Below are 16,139 nucleotides of genomic sequence, written 5' to 3'. Positions count from 1 at the left end.
TCGTAAAAATTCATGGCATTTCTCAAAAGAATAAATAGTAAAGCAAAGTCGGTTAAAAATACAGGTTTTGGAATAAATTCATCAAGTTATGGTGGTCGATTTGTAACAAAATCAGGTGTAGCCAATGTTAGAAAATCTGGCATTGGATTTTTTGATAGCATCAGTTGGTTTCACACCATGTTGAATATACCTCGATGGAAGTTTTTCTTTATAATTATACTTTTTTATTTTCTTGTAAATTGTTTTTTTGCAAGTCTTTATTATATTATTGGTGTTGAAAATTTAATTGGTGCAGAAGTTACTACAACTGCTGAAAAATTTGGACAAGCATTCTTTTTTAGTATTCAAACATTAACAACTGTTGGATATGGACACATTAGTCCTAGTGGATTTTTAGCAAGTTTTACGGCAGCAGTTGAAGCTCTTTTTGGGCTTTTGAGTTTTGCTATTGCAACTGGATTGTTTTACGGAAGATTTAGTAAACCTAAAGCTCACATTCTATTTTCGGAAAATGCGATTGTTGCACCATATGGTGATGGAACAGCTTTAATGATGAGAATTACACCTTATAAAAATGCAAATTTGACTGATGTTGAAGCTAAAATTACATTAGGTTTACATATTGAAGAAAATGGTAAAGTTTTTAATAAATTTTATCTTTTAGATTTAGAAATGGACAAAGTAAATTCTTTAAATTTGAGTTGGACTTTAGTTCATCCAATTACTGAAACAAGTCCATTTTATGGTTTTACAGAAGCGGATTTTAAAAATAGCATTGGAGAAGTTATAGTAATTATAAAAGCTTTTGATGATATGTTTAGTAATACTGTTGTAAAAAGATCATCTTATATTTTTAATGAAATTGTTTATGGAGCTAAGTTTGCACCCATGTTTACCAGAGACGATTCTGATAGTAAAACAATTCTTCAAATTGATAAGCTGAATACTTTTGATAGAGTGAAGTTATAAAAAATATCCTCAACTGAATTACAATTGAGGATTTGATTTAGTCTCTTTTAGGAGTATTTTTTTTATCTCTTTTTTCTGCTTTTTTCTCTTTTGCCGTTTTTAGAGGTTCTTTTTTTACGGTCTTTTTTGCGTCTTGACTTTTTGCCATGATATTTTTAGTTTAGTTTATAATCCTATTTCTTGAAGTACTTTTTTATTTAAAAGCATTTTCATCAATTTATTTTCTTTGTCTTTATTTAAAAATCGCCATTGATTTTTTGTTAATTCATCTGAAATAGCAATCATTGTAGCTACTTTATTGATGCTGAATGTTGTTTTTTCTTTGTTAAAAGTTACATCTTCGGTTTCCATTGCTTCTTTAAAAATTTCAATCATCATTTCAGCATTTCCCTCTTCAAGTGTTTCTGTGAATGTTAGTTCCATGGATAAATTATGATTTACTTGACAGATTTTTTGCTTATCGATGGTCTTTATTTCGCCGTAAGTAAAATTTGGAGCAACATCTATTAGTTTTACCTTCATTTCTTCTGTTCCTTTGAAAGTTGACTCTAAAGCTTCTTTCATTTTATCTTTAGGGATGATTTTAAAGACCTTTGGATAGGTGTATTCTAAAATCTGATCATAGTTTAATGTAGTAGTCGCTTCATAAATTTTTTGACTATTTGATTTTAATTCCTCCAAACTTTGACTAAATGAGTTTGTAATTAGAAATATAATGAAGAAAATTTGTAAAATATATTTTTTCATTGGTTGATTTTTATCAAATGTAAATAAAAAATCCTCAACTGCTTTCACAATTGAGGATATTATTTTTAAACTTAAAAAGTTTTATTATTCATTAACTAAAACCCATTCGCCACTTGCAATCATGCTTTCAGCTTTTTTGTATTTCAAGGTTTCTGTTTTTCCGCTCATAACGTGTTTGATAGTAACATTATCGTTTCTGTTGATTTTTGGTTGATCGCGAACGATAGTTTCTGTAACTTGACGTTGTTGAGTTTGTCCTGCTTCTCTGTTTTGTTCAGCGAGTTCTTCACTATTCGGAATCTCACTTCTTGATTCCGTATAATTCTCTTTTTGACGCACTTCATTTCTTGCCTCTTGAATGTTGTTTTGCTGTTGAGGTAAATCTCCTTTAAACAAGAATGAAATTACCTCTTTATTAACACCATCAAGCATTGCTCTAAATAATTTGAATGCTTCTAATTTATAGATAAGTAATGGATCTTTTTGTTCATGAACAGCCAACTGAACTGATTGTTTCAATTCGTCCATTTTGCGTAAATGTTTTTTCCAAGCTTCATCAACAATGGCTAGTGTAATGTTTTTTTCAAAATCTGCAACTAATTGAGCACCATTTGATTCGTAAGCTTTTTTCAAATCAGTAACCACGTTCAGCGATTTGATTCCGTCAGTGAAAGGAACAATAATTCTTTCAAATTTATTTCCTTCTTGCTCATATACATTTGATATAATTGGCAATGCTTCGCGAGCGCTTCTCTCTGTTTTTTCAGTATAATATTGCATTGCTGCTTTATATACTTTTCCTGTCAAATCCATTTCATTAGATTTTTCAAATTCTGAAGCTGAAACAGGTGATGTGATTGAAAAATATCTAATTAATTCAAATTCAAAATTTTTGAAATCATTTGCTGCTTTATTATCACCAACAATAACTTCGCAAGTGTCATACATCATGTTAGCAATATCCAGTTTCAAACGTTCACCATGCAAAGCGTGACGACGACGTTTGTAAACTACTTCTCTTTGTGCATTCATAACGTCATCATACTCTAACAAACGTTTACGAGTTCCAAAGTTGTTTTCTTCTACTTTTTTCTGTGCTCTTTCAATAGATTTGGTCATCATTGAATGCTGAATAACTTCACCTTCTTTCAATCCCATTCTATCCATAATTTTAGCCACTCTATCTGAACCAAAAAGACGCATCAAATTATCTTCAAGAGAAACATAAAATTGAGAACTTCCTGGATCACCTTGACGACCAGCACGACCACGTAACTGACGGTCAACACGACGCGAATCATGACGTTCTGTACCAATGATTGCTAAACCACCAGCAGCTTTTACTTCTGGAGTTAGTTTAATATCGGTTCCACGACCAGCCATGTTTGTTGCAATGGTTACAACTCCAGGTTTTCCTGCTTCAGCAACAATTTCAGCCTCACTTTTGTGCATTTTTGCATTCAATACGTTGTGAGCAACACCACGCATTTTCAACATTCTGCTTAATAATTCTGAAATTTCTACTGATGTTGTTCCAATTAATACTGGTCTTCCTGAAGCAGAAAGTTGTGTTACGTCTTCAATTACAGCATTAAATTTTTCACGAACAGAACGGTAAATTAAGTCTTCTTTATCTTGACGAGAAATACCTCTATTTGTTGGAATTTCAACAACATCTAATTTATAAATTTCCCAAAGTTCTCCTGCTTCAGTAACTGCTGTTCCTGTCATACCAGCTAATTTGCTGTACATACGGAAATAATTTTGCAATGTAATAGTTGCAAAAGTTTGTGTTGCAGCTTCAATAGTTACTTGTTCTTTTGCTTCAATAGCTTGGTGTAATCCATCAGAATAACGACGTCCATCCATGATACGTCCTGTTTGTTCATCAACAATTAGAATTTTATTGTCCATAATTACATATTCCACATCTTTTTCAAAAAGAGTGTAGGCTTTCAATAATTGTGTCAGCGTGTGAATTCTCTCTGATTTTATTCCAAAATCTTGAAATAATTTTTCTTTAGCTTCCGCTTCTTTATCTTTTTCAAGATTTTGTTTTTCGATAGTAGCAATTTCAGTTCCAATATCAGGCAATACAAAGAAAGTTTCATCTGTATCTTGTGATAAATACTTGATACCGCTATCGGTTAACTCTACTTGATTGTTTTTTTCTTCAATTACAAAATACAATGCTTCATCAACTTCTGGCATTTTGCGGTTATTGTCTTGCATGTATTCATTTTCAGTTTTTTGAAGTAATTGTTTAATTCCTTCTTCACTTAAAAATTTAATTAATGCTTTGTTTTTTGGAAGCGCACGATAAGCTCTTAACAATTGAAAACCACCATCTTTTGTGTTTCCTTCTTTTACAAGACGTTTAGCTTCTGTTAAAAATCCGTTGGCTAATTGTCGTTGCAGATTGTAAAGATTTTCAATTTTTGGTTTTAACTCATTAAATTCATGACGATCGCCATCAGGAACTGGACCTGAAATAATTAATGGTGTTCTAGCATCATCAATTAATACCGAGTCAACCTCGTCAACAATGGCAAAATTGTGTTTTCTTTGTACTAAATCTTCTGGCGAATGAGCCATGTTATCTCTTAAATAATCGAAACCAAATTCGTTATTTGTTCCATAAGTAATATCAGCTTCATAGGCTTTTCTTCTTGCATCTGAGTTTGGAGAATGGTTATCAATACAATCAACAGTTATCCCATGAAATTCAAATAAAGGAGCTTTCCATGTACTATCACGTTTTGCTAAATAGTCATTTACAGTTACTAAATGCACTCCATTTCCTGTCAAAGCATTTAAATAAAGTGGAAGTGTAGCAACAAGTGTTTTACCTTCACCGGTTTGCATTTCGGAAATTTTACCTTGATGCAATACGATTCCACCAATTAACTGAACGTCATAGTGAATCATGTCCCAAGTAATTTCTTTTCCAGCGGCATTCCATGAATTTGCCCAAGTAGCGTTGTCTCCGTCAAGAGCAATGTATGATTTTGTAGCAGAAAGTTCTCTGTCTTTTGGAGTTGCTTTTACTGTTATTGAAGTATTTTCTTTGAAACGTCTTGCTGTTTCTTTGACTACAGCAAAAGCTTCAGGAAGAATATCCATTAATACTTTTTCAGAAATATCATAAGCTTCTTTTTCAAGTGCGTCAATTGCATTGTAGATGTCTTCTCTTTTATCAATATCAGATGTTCCTTCTGCTTCTTGTTTTAGGGATGCAATTTTATTGTCCTTTTCTGCTCTTGCTAATTTAATTTTTTCTTTAAAAGCAGTTGTTTTTTCTCTCAATTCATCATGAGATAATGCCATCAAAGCACTTTCAAATGATTTAATTTTTGTTACTAAAGGTTGAATTGCTTTAACATCTTTTTGAGATTTATCTCCAACGAATACTTTAAGTATGCTATTTATGAAACTCATAATGGTTTGTATTTATAATTTTAATGTCCCAATATTTGGGAATGCGAATTTAAACAAAAAAAAAGCCCCAATGGAGACTTTTCTTCTGTTGTGTTAGTTTATTTTTTAATATTCATCCTCATTCCAAAGATAATCTTCGTCTGTTGGATAATCTGGCCAAATTTCTTCCATTGATTCATATATTTCACCTTCGTCTTCAATTGATTGAAGGTTTTCAACTACTTCAAGTGGAGCACCAGCTCTAATTGCGTAGTCTATAAGTTCATCTTTGGTTGCAGGCCACGGTGCATCACTTAAATACGATGCTAATTCTAATGTCCAATACATCTTCTTCGGGTTTTAATTTGTGCAAAAATAAATTTATTACTGAAAAAGTCAAGTTTTTTTTGATTTATTTTTCAATTAAGTTTAAGAACGTGTGTTTTAGTTTTCAGTTTTCAGTCTCAGTAAGCAGTAATTGAACACTGAATACAAAACTAACTACTTTCTCGGAATCCACTGAACTTCTTCAGCTTTCAGGTCAAATGACAACTTTCGTGCCAAGACAAAAAGGTAGTCAGAAAGTCGGTTTAGATACTTAATTACAAGTTCATCTGTAGGTTCGATGTCATTCAAATGTACGGCTAAACGTTCGGCACGACGGCAAACACAACGTGCAATATGACAATATGACACAGAAGTATGACCACCAGGAAGTACAAAATGTGTCATTTGTGGTAAACTATCTTCCATGGTATCAATTTCTTTTTCAAGAAACTCAATATCGGATTCTAAAATACCCAAATTTTGAAGACGTTTTTCACCACTTTTTAATAGTTCTTTTTCTGGTGGCGTTGCTAAAATAGCTCCAACAGTAAAAAGTCTATCTTGTACTTCAATTAGTACATTTTTATATAATTGATTTATTTGTTGGTCGCGAATGAGTCCGATGTGTGAGTTTAATTCGTCAACCGTTCCATAACTTTCAATACGAATGTGATGTTTTGGAACTCGTGTGCCTCCAAAAAGAGCTGTTGTTCCAGCGTCACCAGTTTTTGTATATACTTTCATTTTAGATTTTTAGATTTTTAGATTCTTTGACTATAAGATTTATGTCTTTGTCAAAAAATCAAAATTGTTTTTCAAAGGTAACAAAAATTAAAATGGATTGCTAACTAGCCCTGATCTTGTCATTATTGGAGCTCTTTTTTCAATGTTGCCTGAGGTGTCACATTGAACTTGACGAAGGCCACATTGTAAAAAAGCGACTGACAAGAGCAGGAATATGGCTTACGGATGAAGCCCGAACGATTCGCTCCTTGAAATTTTTATTAGTAGAAATATTTTATTAAAGATGTTCTGTATTTAATGCGTCACTTTCAATCATTCCATCTCTTAAACGGATGATTCTATGAGCATATTTTGCAATGTCCTCTTCATGAGTTACAAGAATTACAGTATTACCGTTTGCATGAATATCGCCAAAAAGTTTCATGATTTCAACAGAAGTTTTACTGTCTAAATTACCTGTTGGTTCATCGGCAAGAATTATAGACGGTTTGTTGACTAATGCTCTTGCAACGGCAACTCTTTGTCGTTGTCCACCAGAAAGCTGATTAGGTTGATGATCCATTCTGTCGTTTAACCCAACTTGTGTTAAAACCTCTGTAGCTCGCGCATTTCTATCAGATTTTGAATAGCCTGCATAAATCATTGGCAAAGCAACATTATCTAAAGCGGTTGTTCTTGGTAAAAGATTAAAGGTTTGAAAAACAAATCCAATTTCTTTGTTACGAATTTCAGCTAACTCATCATCATCCATTTGTGAAACATCTTTTCCGTTAAGAATATAGCTTCCAGATGTTGGTGTGTCTAAACATCCTAAAAGGTTCATTAAGGTTGATTTTCCTGAACCTGATGGTCCCATCAAAGCAACATATTCTCCTTTATTGATTTGTAAATCAATTCCTTTTAAAACATTTATAGTTTCAGTTCCAAGTTGGAAATCACGTTTAATGTTTGTGATGTTTATGAGTGAATTTGACATTTTTGTGTAAATTATGAAGTATTAGTACTAAAAGTAGCAATAAAGTTACAAAATCGATTTAAAAAGATTTATGTAAATATAATATTTAATTGTATAACACTAGTGATAAAATGTGGAACTAACTTTGCCATTAATTAATATAACATTCAAATTATGAAAAAAGGTACATTAAAATTAGGGTTGTTTTCAATGATTTTATTAGGTATTGTTTCTTGTCAAAATAAAGAGAAAGAAATGGCCGATAAAAGAATTAGTGAATTAGAGAGTTATGTTGATTCATTGAAGACAGTTGATGAAATGGCAATTAATGATAATTGGGATCAAATTGCATCAGATTATGACAAAAAATCAACAAGTGCTAAAGATGCATTGAGTGTGCTTAATGAGAAAGAGAAAACATCTGGTCAAGAAAAATTAGACTCTTATAATGCCGATTATAATGAAATGAAAGCAAGTGTTGAAGAAAAAAAGGAAGCAGCAACTCCAGCAATTGTTGCGGAATCATCACCAAGTCAACGTTTACGTGATAGACTTTTTGGTGCAGGAAAAATAGGTGATGATATGAGTTTTGCTTGGGTTAATAAAGATAATATCTTGAAAACGTATGAAACTTTTTTCCAATCATACAAAGACAATAAAGAAGATTTTTCTAGAGAGGATTATGACGAGATTAAATTGATGTATGAAGCATTAGATAACAGAAAAAATACCGTTGAGAAAGAAGGATTAACATCTGACGATAATAATAAAATAGCTTCTGTAAAATTAAAATTTGGACCAATGTTTAAAGTGAACAGAATGGGTGCAAAGAGTAGAGAAACAGCCGAAGCAAAAGAATAAAGATTTTAAGTATGATTATTAATTCAAGAAAATGGCAATCAGTGATGGTTGTCATTTTTTTTACACTCTAATCACAAAATGTTCTTTTTCTTGTTCAGTTCTAAAAAAAACAATTCCCCATTGAAAGGTGTCAATAGTTACAGTGACTTTGTGATGATTTTTTATAATTTCCCAAGCTTCTTCCATGTCTTTGCTCCAATGAATATCATCAAAAATCCAAATAGAATCATTTGTTATTGAAGGAAGCAAAAGTTCAAAATACTCTAAAGTAGCTTTTTTAGAATGATTGCCGTCGAAGTAAATTAGTTTCGGGTTTCGGGTTTCGGGTTTCGGGTTTTTTAGAAAGTCTTCAAATTTTGTATTTACAAACTCGATGTTATTTAGATTCTGAAATTCACATTGATTTTTTGCAATTGACATTGTTTTAGGACAACCTTCTAATGTAATTATTTTTGATTTAGAATTTAGCTTCGCTCTGTTCGTCTTCGCCTCGAGTCCCAAAGATAACGCCGAAGTCGCTAATCCTAGAGAAGTTCCAATTTCTAAAATGTTCTTTGGTTGAAAATAATTTACAATTCTAAATAACAATTCCGCTCTTTTTGAGGAAATTCCAGCGTTTTTAGCAATTTGGTTTATAGCTCTTGTATTGCTTTTAAAAACTCGCGAACCAGCACCAAAATCAGTTACTTCAATCGTATTTTTATTTTGTAAAAGTGAATTTCTGTAATCTTTTAGAATGGAATATTCAGGATACTTTTTCTTATCATAAAAACATTTGGTAACCAAATTATACACAAACGGCGAATGTACTCCATGTTGATTTTTGGAGTTCCAAAGGAATTTTAAGTATGATTTTATAATATGTAACATTATTTAGTGTTCAGTGTTCAGTGTTTAGTGTTCAGTGTTCAGTGCGAAACTGCCAACTGAAAACTAAGCACTGAATACTTTTTCTTATTCCATTTTTGAACTCAATTCAAACCAACGTTCTTCTTTTTCTTCAAGTGTTTTAATCACTTTTTGCAGTTCATTGGCTTTTGTTTCTATATCATTATCGGCAACATTTCCGTCAGAGAATAACTGCTCGATTTGTTTCTTTTGGTATTCTAAATCTTTGATTTCCTTTTCAATTTTATTGAATTCTTTTTGTTCATTAAAATCTAATCCTGAAGAAATAGTTTTGGTTTTCCAATTATTCTTTTCCTTGTTATCATCTTTATTTGTTGGCTCAGCCGAATCTTCATAAGCTCTAAAATCTGAATAATTTCCTGGAAAATTCTCCACAATTCCGTCACCTCTAAAAACGAATAAATCATCAACAATCTTATCCATGAAATAACGGTCATGCGAAACCACAAGCAAGCAACCTGGAAAATCCAACAAGAAACTTTCTAATACATTTAATGTAACAATATCCAAATCATTTGTTGGCTCATCGAGAATCAAGAAATTCGGATTCTGAATCAAAACCGTACATAAATACAATCGTTTCAATTCGCCACCAGAAAGTTTTTCAACAAAATCGTATTGTTTTTTGCTGTCAAATAAAAATCGCTCCAACAATTGACTTGCCGAAATCAGTTTTCCTTTCATCAACGGAATATATTCGCCATATTCCTTAATAATATCAATAACACGTTGTCCCGGTTTTGGATTTATTCCGCTTTGAGTGTAGTAACCAATTTTAATAGTTTCACCCATTACAACTTTCCCAGAATCTGCTGGAATTGTTTGTGTCAACAAATTCAAAAAAGTCGATTTACCTGTTCCGTTTTTACCAATAATTCCAATTCGAGCACCACGTTGAAAATCGAAACTAAAATTCTCTAATATCTTTTTATCACCAAACTTTTTCGAAATTTTATGCAACTCAATAATCTTGCTTCCAAGACGTTCCATGTTGATTTCAAGTTCAATTTTGTTTTCTTTTCTACGACTTTCGGCAACTTCTTTTATCTTGTAAAAGTCATCTTGACGCGATTTTGATTTTGTAGTTCGTGCTTTTGGTTGTCTTCGCATCCAAGCCAATTCTTTTACAAAAAGATTTTGAGCCTTGTCGATAGAAGCATTTTCAGACGCTAATCTTTCTTCTTTCTTCTCTAAATAATACGAATAATTTCCTTTGTAACTGTATAATTTTCCGTTATCTAATTCTATGATTTCGTTGCAAACGCGTTCTAAAAAGAAACGGTCGTGCGTAACCATAAACAACGTAATATTTTCTTTTGCAAAATAACTTTCTAACCATTCAATCATTTCTAAATCAAGGTGATTCGTAGGCTCGTCCAAAATCAATAAATCGGGTTTATTAATCAAAATAATCGCCAATGAAAGACGTTTTTTTTGTCCACCAGACATATTTTTGACTTTCAATTTGAAATCTTCCAACTTCAATTTGAACAAAATTTGCTTGAATTGTGTTTCAAAATCCCAAGCATTATGTCGGTCCATATCGTCAAAAGCTTTCTCATAAGCTTCAGTATCTTCTGGATTTTCTAATGCTTTTTCATAACGCTCAATTACATGTAGAATTTCGTTATCTGATGCAAAAATACTTTCTTCAACGGTCAATTCGTCTTGTAATTGAGGAACTTGCGATAGAAAAGCCATTTTAATTTCTTTTCTAATCACAACTTGTCCAGAATCTGGTTCATCTTCGCCATTAATGATTTTCATGATACAAGTTTTGCCCGAACCATTTTTGGCAATAAAAGCAATTTTTTGGTCTTTATTTATTCCAAACGAAATGTCTTTGAACAACGTTCGTTCTCCAAATGATTTCGATATATTTTCTACAGAAAGGTAATTCACAGTTGTATTTTTTTTGCAAAAATAGTCTTTTGTTTCAAGTTTGATGATTAAAGTTTCAAGTTTGTTGGAGCGAATGGCATGGGATTTATTTGTCCCGAAACTTCGGGACCATTTTCCTGCTCTCGTCAGTCGTCTCATTCGAAAAAAAAAGAGACTTCAACAATGACGAGATCAGGGCTAGAAAGTAATTGTATTGCACTTTTGCTTCAATTTTCAAAACAACACTAAATTTAATTTGTATATTTGACTCGAGCAACAGCGAACAGAGCGAAGCTAAATTCAAAACTATTTGCCATGAGCGACAATTCAAACAAAAAAGATAAAAACCAAGACTTTAATAAAGTTGAAGAACCAATTACGGAATATTCAACAGAGAAAACCTATGCAAATGTTGAAGAACATCCACTATTTGCCAAAGTAATTGAAAAGTCTAAAAAAGATTTAAAAGAAGGAAAGGGAATTCCTCATGACGTTGTAATGAAAAGAATAAAAGAAAAATATCCTTTTTTAAAATGATTTATGACATGATTTGGGATGTAAAAGCTCAAATAACTTTTGAAGAAGAAATCAATTATATTTTATTTAAGTGGAATTTCAATGAAGTTAAAAAGTTTAGTGATTTAGTTGAAGAAAATTTGAGTAGATTATCAATAAATCCTGAGATTGGTATTTACAGCAAATCTCTTAAAGTATATTGCATTGTTATTTCTAAACAAACTACTTTGTATTACAGTTTTAATTCTGATATGAAAATAATAGAACTTCACTTTTTTTTCAACAATCAAAAAAATCCTGAAGAATTAAATAAGTTGCTTTAAATTTGTCCAATGCAACTATCCGTTATCATCCTTAATTATAATGTGCGCTTTTTTTTAGAGCAATGCGTTTTAAGTGTTCAAAAGGCACTTTCAACCATTGATGGCGAAATCATTGTAATTGACAATAACTCATCTGACGAAAGTTGTGCGATGATGAAAGAACTGTTTCCTAAAGTAAAACTTATCGAAAATAAAGAAAATCTTGGTTTTCCAAAAGGAAATAATATTGGAGTTGCACAAGCCAAAGGCGACTATATTTGTATTTTAAATCCAGACACCGTTGTAGCAGAAGATACTTTTGAAAAAATTCTAAATTTTGTCACACTGAGCGCAGACGAAGTGCCAAATTCTGAAATAGGAATAATTGGATGTAAACTAATCGACGGAACAGGAAATTTTCTACCAGAATCTAAACGCGGAGTTCCAACACCTTGGGTTGCTTTCACTAAAATCTTCGGATTGTATGAAATTTCAAATATTTTTGGAAAGTATTATGCCCAACATTTAACCGAAAATCAATCGGGAAGAGTTGATATTTTAGTTGGTGCTTTTATGGTGATGAAACGGGAATTGTATAATGAAATAGGAGGTTTTGACGAAAATTGCTTCATGTATTCAGACGATATTGATTTGAGTTATATGGTGTTACAAAAAGGAAAATGCAATTATTATTTTCATGATACAACCGTAATACATTATAAAGGAGAGAGCACGATTCGTGATGAAAAGTATATGAAACGATTTCAAGAAGCGATGAACTTCTTTTATTCTAAGCATTTTAAAAAATCGTTTTTATTTAATGTTTTTATGAAAATTGGAGTTTATGTCTTTTCACTTATTAAGAAAAATCAATCCAAAGAAATAAAAAGAACGATTGATGAATATGTTATTTTTTCGAAAGATGCATTACAATTCAATCTGAACAAAAAAGAGACTGTTTTAAATGATTTTTCCGAGTTTAAAAACAATTCTAAATCGAATATCGAAATTATTTTTGATACAAAATCATTTAGTTTTCAAGAGATTATTAATTTCATGAATTCAAATAAATGCAGTAATTTAACATTTAAAAATTACATTCCAAACTCTAACTTTCTCATTGGAAGCAATAATTCAATAGATAGAGGAGAAATTATTCAGCTAAAAAATTAGTATATTCTTTACAAAATGAAGATAAAATTACTAATTTTGCAATCATTATAAAAAAACACAACTTTAGTTTAAAGATATGGCAAAGTTTGAATTGAAATTACCTAAAATGGGTGAAAGCGTTGCAGAAGCAACAATTACCAATTGGTTAAAAAACGTTGGAGATACTATCGCAATGGACGAAGCAGTTCTTGAAATTGCTACAGACAAAGTTGATAGTGAAGTTCCAAGTGAAGTTTCAGGTGTTTTAGTAGAGCAACTTTTTGGGAAAGATGATGTGGTAAAAGTTGGTCAAACTATTGCGATTATCGAAACAGAAGGCGGAAGTACATCATTTGAAAAAAGTTCTGTCACATCGAGCGCAGTCGAGATGCCAATTGCTGTTGCTGAAGTTGCTAAAACAGTAGAAGTTGCTAAAGAGACAGTTACTCCTGCTGATTTTTCTCCCGACTATTCGGGATCAGATAAATTCTTTTCTCCTTTAGTAAAAAACATTGCTAAAGAAGAAGGTGTGTCTGTTGCAGAACTTGAAAATATTTCTGGTTCAGGAAAAGATGGACGCGTAACTAAAGAAGATATATTAAATTTTGTAAAGAATAGAACAAGTCAGCCAGTTGTAGCACAAACTGTTACTCCAGTTGCTCAACCTACAACTCCAACGGTTCATCCTACAACTCAAGCCGTTCCGGTTTCTGTAAATGGAGGTGACGAAATTGTTGAAATGGACAGAATGCGTAAATTGATTTCGGGTTATATGGTTGCTTCAGTGCAAACTTCTGCACATGTACAGTCATTTATTGAAGTTGACGTTACCAATATTGTAAAATGGAGAGATAAAGTAAAAGGTGCTTTCGAAAAACGTGAAGGTGAGAAATTGACTTTCACTCCAATTATGATGGAAGCAGTTGCAAAAGCATTAAAAGATTTCCCTGGAATGAATATTTCTGTTGATGGTGATTATATCATTAAAAAGAAAAACATCAATTTAGGAATGGCTGCTGCATTACCAAACGGAAATTTAATCGTTCCAGTAATTAAAAACGCTGACCAATTAAATTTGGTTGGAATGGCAAAAGCGGTTAACGATTTAGGAAACAGAGCCAAAGCTGGAAAATTAAAACCAGACGATACGCAAGGCGGAACATACACTGTAACAAACGTAGGAACTTTTGGTTCTGTATTTGGTACACCAATTATTAATCAACCTCAAGTTGGAATCTTAGCTCTTGGTGCGATTAGAAAAGTACCAGCAGTTATCGAAACTCCAGAAGGTGATTTCATCGGAATTCGTCAAAAAATGTTCTTGTCGCACAGTTACGACCACAGAGTTGTAGATGGAGCACTTGGCGGAAGTTTTGTAAAACGTGTAGCTGAGTATTTAGAAGCATTTGATGTAAATAGAGAATACTAATAATATAGATAATTGCAAATCAACCCTTTCCAAATTGTGAAAGGGTTTTTTGTTTAAAAACATAATAAATTATAAATAATCGATAAACGGTAAGTACAAAATTTTATATTTGTCGCAACAAAAATTAAAAATGGAATTAAAACTCAACCGACCAATTTGTTTTTTCGATCTTGAAACAACAGGAATTGATGTTGCTAAGGATAGAATTGTAGAAATTTCAATCTTTAAGGTTTATCCTAACGGAAATAAGGAAAGCAAAACTTGGTTAGTAAATCCAACAATTCCAATTCCGCCTCAAACAACAGCTGTTCATGGAATCACTAATGAAAAAGTGGCTAATGAACCTACGTTTAAAGAATTAGCTTCTCAAATTCATAATATGATTAAGGATTCTGATTTGGCAGGTTTTAATTCAGATAGATTTGACATTCCGCTTCTTGCTGAAGAATTGCTTCGTGCAGAAGTTGATTTTGATATGAAAAATAGAGTTTCAGTAGATGTTCAAACCATTTTTCATAAAAAAGAGGAGCGAACTTTAAGTGCGGCTTATAAGTTTTATTGCAACGAGAGTTTAGAAAATGCTCATTCTGCTGAAGCTGATACTATGGCGACTTATGAAATTCTAAAAGCACAATTAGATAGATATGACGATTTGGACAATGATATGAAGTGGTTGTCTGAATTCACAACTCGAAAAAAATCAGTTGATTTTGCAGGATTCATAGCTTTAAATAACGATGGAAGAGAAATTTTTACTTTTGGAAAAAATAAAGGACAATTAGTAGAAGAAGTTCTTGAAAAGGAGCCAGGTTATTATGGTTGGATTCAAGGTGCTGATTTTCCTCTGTATACTAAAAAAGTATTAACAGGAATTAAATTAAGAAAACTGAATACAAAAAGCTAGAAGTTAGAAGTCTAAAGCAGGAAGTTTTTCTTCTGTCTTTCACCTTCCATCTTCAAACAATATAAGAAATGAAAATCATCTGTATCGGAAGAAATTATGTAAAACATATCGAGGAACTTCAAAATGAACGTCCTGATGAACCTGTGGTGTTTTTAAAACCAGACTCTGCTGTTTTGTTAAAGCAACATCCGTTTGTTATACCTGATTTTTCAGAAGATATTCATCATGAAGTTGAGATATTGGTTAAAATAAATAAAGTTGGAAAATATATCGAACCAAAGTTCGCTCATAATTATTATGATGAAATTGGTTTAGGAATAGATTTTACAGCTAGAGATTTACAGGCCAAACTTAAAGAAAAGGGTTTGCCATGGGAAAAAGCTAAAGCATTTGACGGTTCAGCGGTAATTGGTGACTTTTTACCGAAAAATTTTTTCAATTCTTTAGAAAGTATTAAATTTGAACTAGTTAAGAACGGAACAGTTGTTCAAAAAGGTGATACAAGTCATATGTTGTGGAAAATTGACGAACTAATTTCTCATGTTTCACAATATTTCACCCTGAAAATTGGAGATATTATTTTTACAGGAACACCAGAAGGAGTTGCTGTTGTAAAACCAAATGATGTCTTAGAAGGATTTATAGAAAACAAAAAAATATTCAAAATACAAGTAAAATAATGGCCCTAAACTACAACCTATCAAAAGTTTATGCACTTTCGGACAATGATCCTGAATTTGTAATGCAAATCATCTCACTTTTTGTAACAGAAGTTCCACAAGATTTAAAACAAATCGATCTAGGAATTAAAACTAAAGATCATAAATTAGCTTATGCCTATGCGCACAAAATTAAGCCAACTTTAGATTTGTTAGGTATGACGATGGCTCATGAGGAAATTCTTCAAGTTGAAGCATGGACAAGAGCAGAAGGAAAGAAAAAAGAAATTGAAGCTACATTTGAAAGTATTGAAAATCAAGTAGAAAAAGCAATAAAAGAGATTAAGAAAGATTTCGAGATATAAAC

At 31.9% G+C, this 16,139-nt stretch carries 16 protein-coding genes; 9 read left to right on the top strand and 7 right to left on the bottom strand.

Annotated features, from left to right (window positions below; all coding sequences use genetic code 11):
- Nucleotides 1-12 precede the first annotated feature (12 nt).
- Nucleotides 13-969 carry an ion channel gene (locus tag Q0049_RS00600; RefSeq protein ID WP_298115252.1) on the top strand — a complete coding sequence of 319 codons (957 nt, stop codon included), beginning with the start codon at nt 13-15 and terminating at the stop codon, nt 967-969.
- Between the two features lie 165 nt (nt 970-1,134).
- On the opposite strand, the gene Q0049_RS00595 is transcribed toward Q0049_RS00600, so the two are convergent.
- The 5 genes from Q0049_RS00595 to Q0049_RS00575 all read right to left on the bottom strand — a co-directional run bounded on the left by Q0049_RS00595 (nt 1,135) and on the right by Q0049_RS00575 (nt 7,180).
- Nucleotides 1,135-1,716: a hypothetical protein gene (locus Q0049_RS00595; RefSeq protein WP_298115249.1), complete on the bottom strand. Its 582-nt coding sequence runs from the start codon at nt 1,714-1,716 to the stop codon at nt 1,135-1,137.
- Between the two features lie 84 nt (nt 1,717-1,800).
- Nucleotides 1,801-5,154 carry a preprotein translocase subunit SecA gene (gene secA, locus Q0049_RS00590; protein WP_298115246.1) on the bottom strand — a complete coding sequence of 1,118 codons (3,354 nt, stop codon included), beginning with the start codon at nt 5,152-5,154 and terminating at the stop codon, nt 1,801-1,803.
- Nucleotides 5,155-5,259: 105 nt separating this feature from the next.
- A complete protein-coding gene (locus Q0049_RS00585) occupies nt 5,260-5,481 on the bottom strand; it encodes a DUF2795 domain-containing protein (protein ID WP_022828503.1) in 222 nt (73 codons plus the stop codon).
- A gap of 153 nt (nt 5,482-5,634) precedes the next feature.
- Nucleotides 5,635-6,204, bottom strand: a complete 570-nt coding sequence (locus tag Q0049_RS00580; protein ID WP_298115243.1) for a cob(I)yrinic acid a,c-diamide adenosyltransferase — start codon at nt 6,202-6,204, stop codon at nt 5,635-5,637.
- Nucleotides 6,205-6,481: 277 nt separating this feature from the next.
- The gene (locus Q0049_RS00575; protein WP_298115241.1) at nt 6,482-7,180 is read right to left on the bottom strand and encodes an ABC transporter ATP-binding protein; all 699 of its coding nucleotides are present in this window, start codon (nt 7,178-7,180) and stop codon (nt 6,482-6,484) included.
- Between the two features lie 153 nt (nt 7,181-7,333).
- On the opposite strand from Q0049_RS00575, the gene Q0049_RS00570 reads away from it, so the two are divergent.
- Complete coding sequence (locus tag Q0049_RS00570) at nt 7,334-8,020, top strand: hypothetical protein (protein WP_298115238.1); 687 nt, start codon at nt 7,334-7,336, stop codon at nt 8,018-8,020.
- Between the two features lie 60 nt (nt 8,021-8,080).
- Here Q0049_RS00570 and Q0049_RS00565 read toward each other — a convergent pair whose 3' ends face one another.
- Together Q0049_RS00565 and Q0049_RS00560 are read right to left on the bottom strand one after the other, a co-directional pair.
- Nucleotides 8,081-8,890 carry an O-methyltransferase gene (locus Q0049_RS00565; protein ID WP_298115235.1) on the bottom strand — a complete coding sequence of 270 codons (810 nt, stop codon included), beginning with the start codon at nt 8,888-8,890 and terminating at the stop codon, nt 8,081-8,083.
- 84 nt (nt 8,891-8,974) lie between these two features.
- Nucleotides 8,975-10,831 (bottom strand): ABC-F family ATP-binding cassette domain-containing protein, encoded by a 1,857-nt coding sequence (locus Q0049_RS00560; protein ID WP_298115667.1) that lies wholly within the window; start codon nt 10,829-10,831, stop codon nt 8,975-8,977.
- Nucleotides 10,832-11,125: 294 nt separating this feature from the next.
- Here Q0049_RS00560 and Q0049_RS00555 point away from each other — a divergent pair, with 294 nt between their 5' ends.
- The 7 genes from Q0049_RS00555 (at nt 11,126) to Q0049_RS00525 (ending at nt 16,137) form a co-directional block, all read left to right on the top strand.
- Complete coding sequence (locus Q0049_RS00555; RefSeq protein ID WP_298115232.1) at nt 11,126-11,347, top strand: hypothetical protein; 222 nt, start codon at nt 11,126-11,128, stop codon at nt 11,345-11,347.
- Nucleotides 11,344-11,649 carry a hypothetical protein gene (locus tag Q0049_RS00550; protein ID WP_298115229.1) on the top strand — a complete coding sequence of 102 codons (306 nt, stop codon included), beginning with the start codon at nt 11,344-11,346 and terminating at the stop codon, nt 11,647-11,649. The genes Q0049_RS00555 and Q0049_RS00550 overlap by 4 nt, the downstream gene beginning before the upstream one ends.
- Before the next feature lie 9 nt (nt 11,650-11,658).
- Nucleotides 11,659-12,801 carry a glycosyltransferase family 2 protein gene (locus tag Q0049_RS00545; protein WP_298115226.1) on the top strand — a complete coding sequence of 381 codons (1,143 nt, stop codon included), beginning with the start codon at nt 11,659-11,661 and terminating at the stop codon, nt 12,799-12,801.
- 76 nt (nt 12,802-12,877) lie between these two features.
- On the top strand, nt 12,878-14,209 hold the full coding sequence (locus Q0049_RS00540) for a dihydrolipoamide acetyltransferase family protein (RefSeq protein ID WP_298115224.1): 1,332 nt from the start codon (nt 12,878-12,880) through the stop codon (nt 14,207-14,209).
- Nucleotides 14,210-14,339: 130 nt separating this feature from the next.
- Nucleotides 14,340-15,113 (top strand): 3'-5' exonuclease, encoded by a 774-nt coding sequence (locus tag Q0049_RS00535; RefSeq protein WP_298115221.1) that lies wholly within the window; start codon nt 14,340-14,342, stop codon nt 15,111-15,113.
- Nucleotides 15,114-15,181: 68 nt separating this feature from the next.
- Nucleotides 15,182-15,793, top strand: a complete 612-nt coding sequence (locus Q0049_RS00530) for a fumarylacetoacetate hydrolase family protein (protein ID WP_298115218.1) — start codon at nt 15,182-15,184, stop codon at nt 15,791-15,793.
- Nucleotides 15,793-16,137, top strand: a complete 345-nt coding sequence (locus tag Q0049_RS00525) for a histidine kinase (protein WP_298115215.1) — start codon at nt 15,793-15,795, stop codon at nt 16,135-16,137. The genes Q0049_RS00530 and Q0049_RS00525 overlap by 1 nt, the downstream gene beginning before the upstream one ends.
- The last annotated feature ends 2 nt before the right edge of the window (nt 16,138-16,139 follow it).

Origin of the sequence: Flavobacterium sp. (assembly GCF_027484205.1) — a bacterium.
In the GTDB taxonomy this organism is placed as follows: domain Bacteria; phylum Bacteroidota; class Bacteroidia; order Flavobacteriales; family Flavobacteriaceae; genus Flavobacterium.
Note: the sequence above shows the minus strand (reverse complement) of the source record. Positions and strands in the feature narration are given on the sequence as shown.

Coding starts and splice junctions, on each gene's coding strand:
- secA (WP_298115246.1), bottom strand. CDS start 5,154: ATGAGTTTCATAAATAGCATACTTAAAGTATTCGTTGGAGATAAATCT.
- Q0049_RS00595 (WP_298115249.1), bottom strand. CDS start 1,716: ATGAAAAAATATATTTTACAAATTTTCTTCATTATATTTCTAATTACA.
- Q0049_RS00535 (WP_298115221.1), top strand. CDS start 14,340: ATGGAATTAAAACTCAACCGACCAATTTGTTTTTTCGATCTTGAAACA.
- Q0049_RS00540 (WP_298115224.1), top strand. CDS start 12,878: ATGGCAAAGTTTGAATTGAAATTACCTAAAATGGGTGAAAGCGTTGCA.
- Q0049_RS00570 (WP_298115238.1), top strand. CDS start 7,334: ATGAAAAAAGGTACATTAAAATTAGGGTTGTTTTCAATGATTTTATTA.
- Q0049_RS00580 (WP_298115243.1), bottom strand. CDS start 6,204: ATGAAAGTATATACAAAAACTGGTGACGCTGGAACAACAGCTCTTTTT.
- Q0049_RS00555 (WP_298115232.1), top strand. CDS start 11,126: ATGAGCGACAATTCAAACAAAAAAGATAAAAACCAAGACTTTAATAAA.
- Q0049_RS00585 (WP_022828503.1), bottom strand. CDS start 5,481: ATGTATTGGACATTAGAATTAGCATCGTATTTAAGTGATGCACCGTGG.
- Q0049_RS00600 (WP_298115252.1), top strand. CDS start 13: ATGGCATTTCTCAAAAGAATAAATAGTAAAGCAAAGTCGGTTAAAAAT.
- Q0049_RS00565 (WP_298115235.1), bottom strand. CDS start 8,890: ATGTTACATATTATAAAATCATACTTAAAATTCCTTTGGAACTCCAAA.
- Q0049_RS00550 (WP_298115229.1), top strand. CDS start 11,344: ATGATTTATGACATGATTTGGGATGTAAAAGCTCAAATAACTTTTGAA.
- Q0049_RS00545 (WP_298115226.1), top strand. CDS start 11,659: ATGCAACTATCCGTTATCATCCTTAATTATAATGTGCGCTTTTTTTTA.
- Q0049_RS00525 (WP_298115215.1), top strand. CDS start 15,793: ATGGCCCTAAACTACAACCTATCAAAAGTTTATGCACTTTCGGACAAT.
- Q0049_RS00530 (WP_298115218.1), top strand. CDS start 15,182: ATGAAAATCATCTGTATCGGAAGAAATTATGTAAAACATATCGAGGAA.
- Q0049_RS00575 (WP_298115241.1), bottom strand. CDS start 7,180: ATGTCAAATTCACTCATAAACATCACAAACATTAAACGTGATTTCCAA.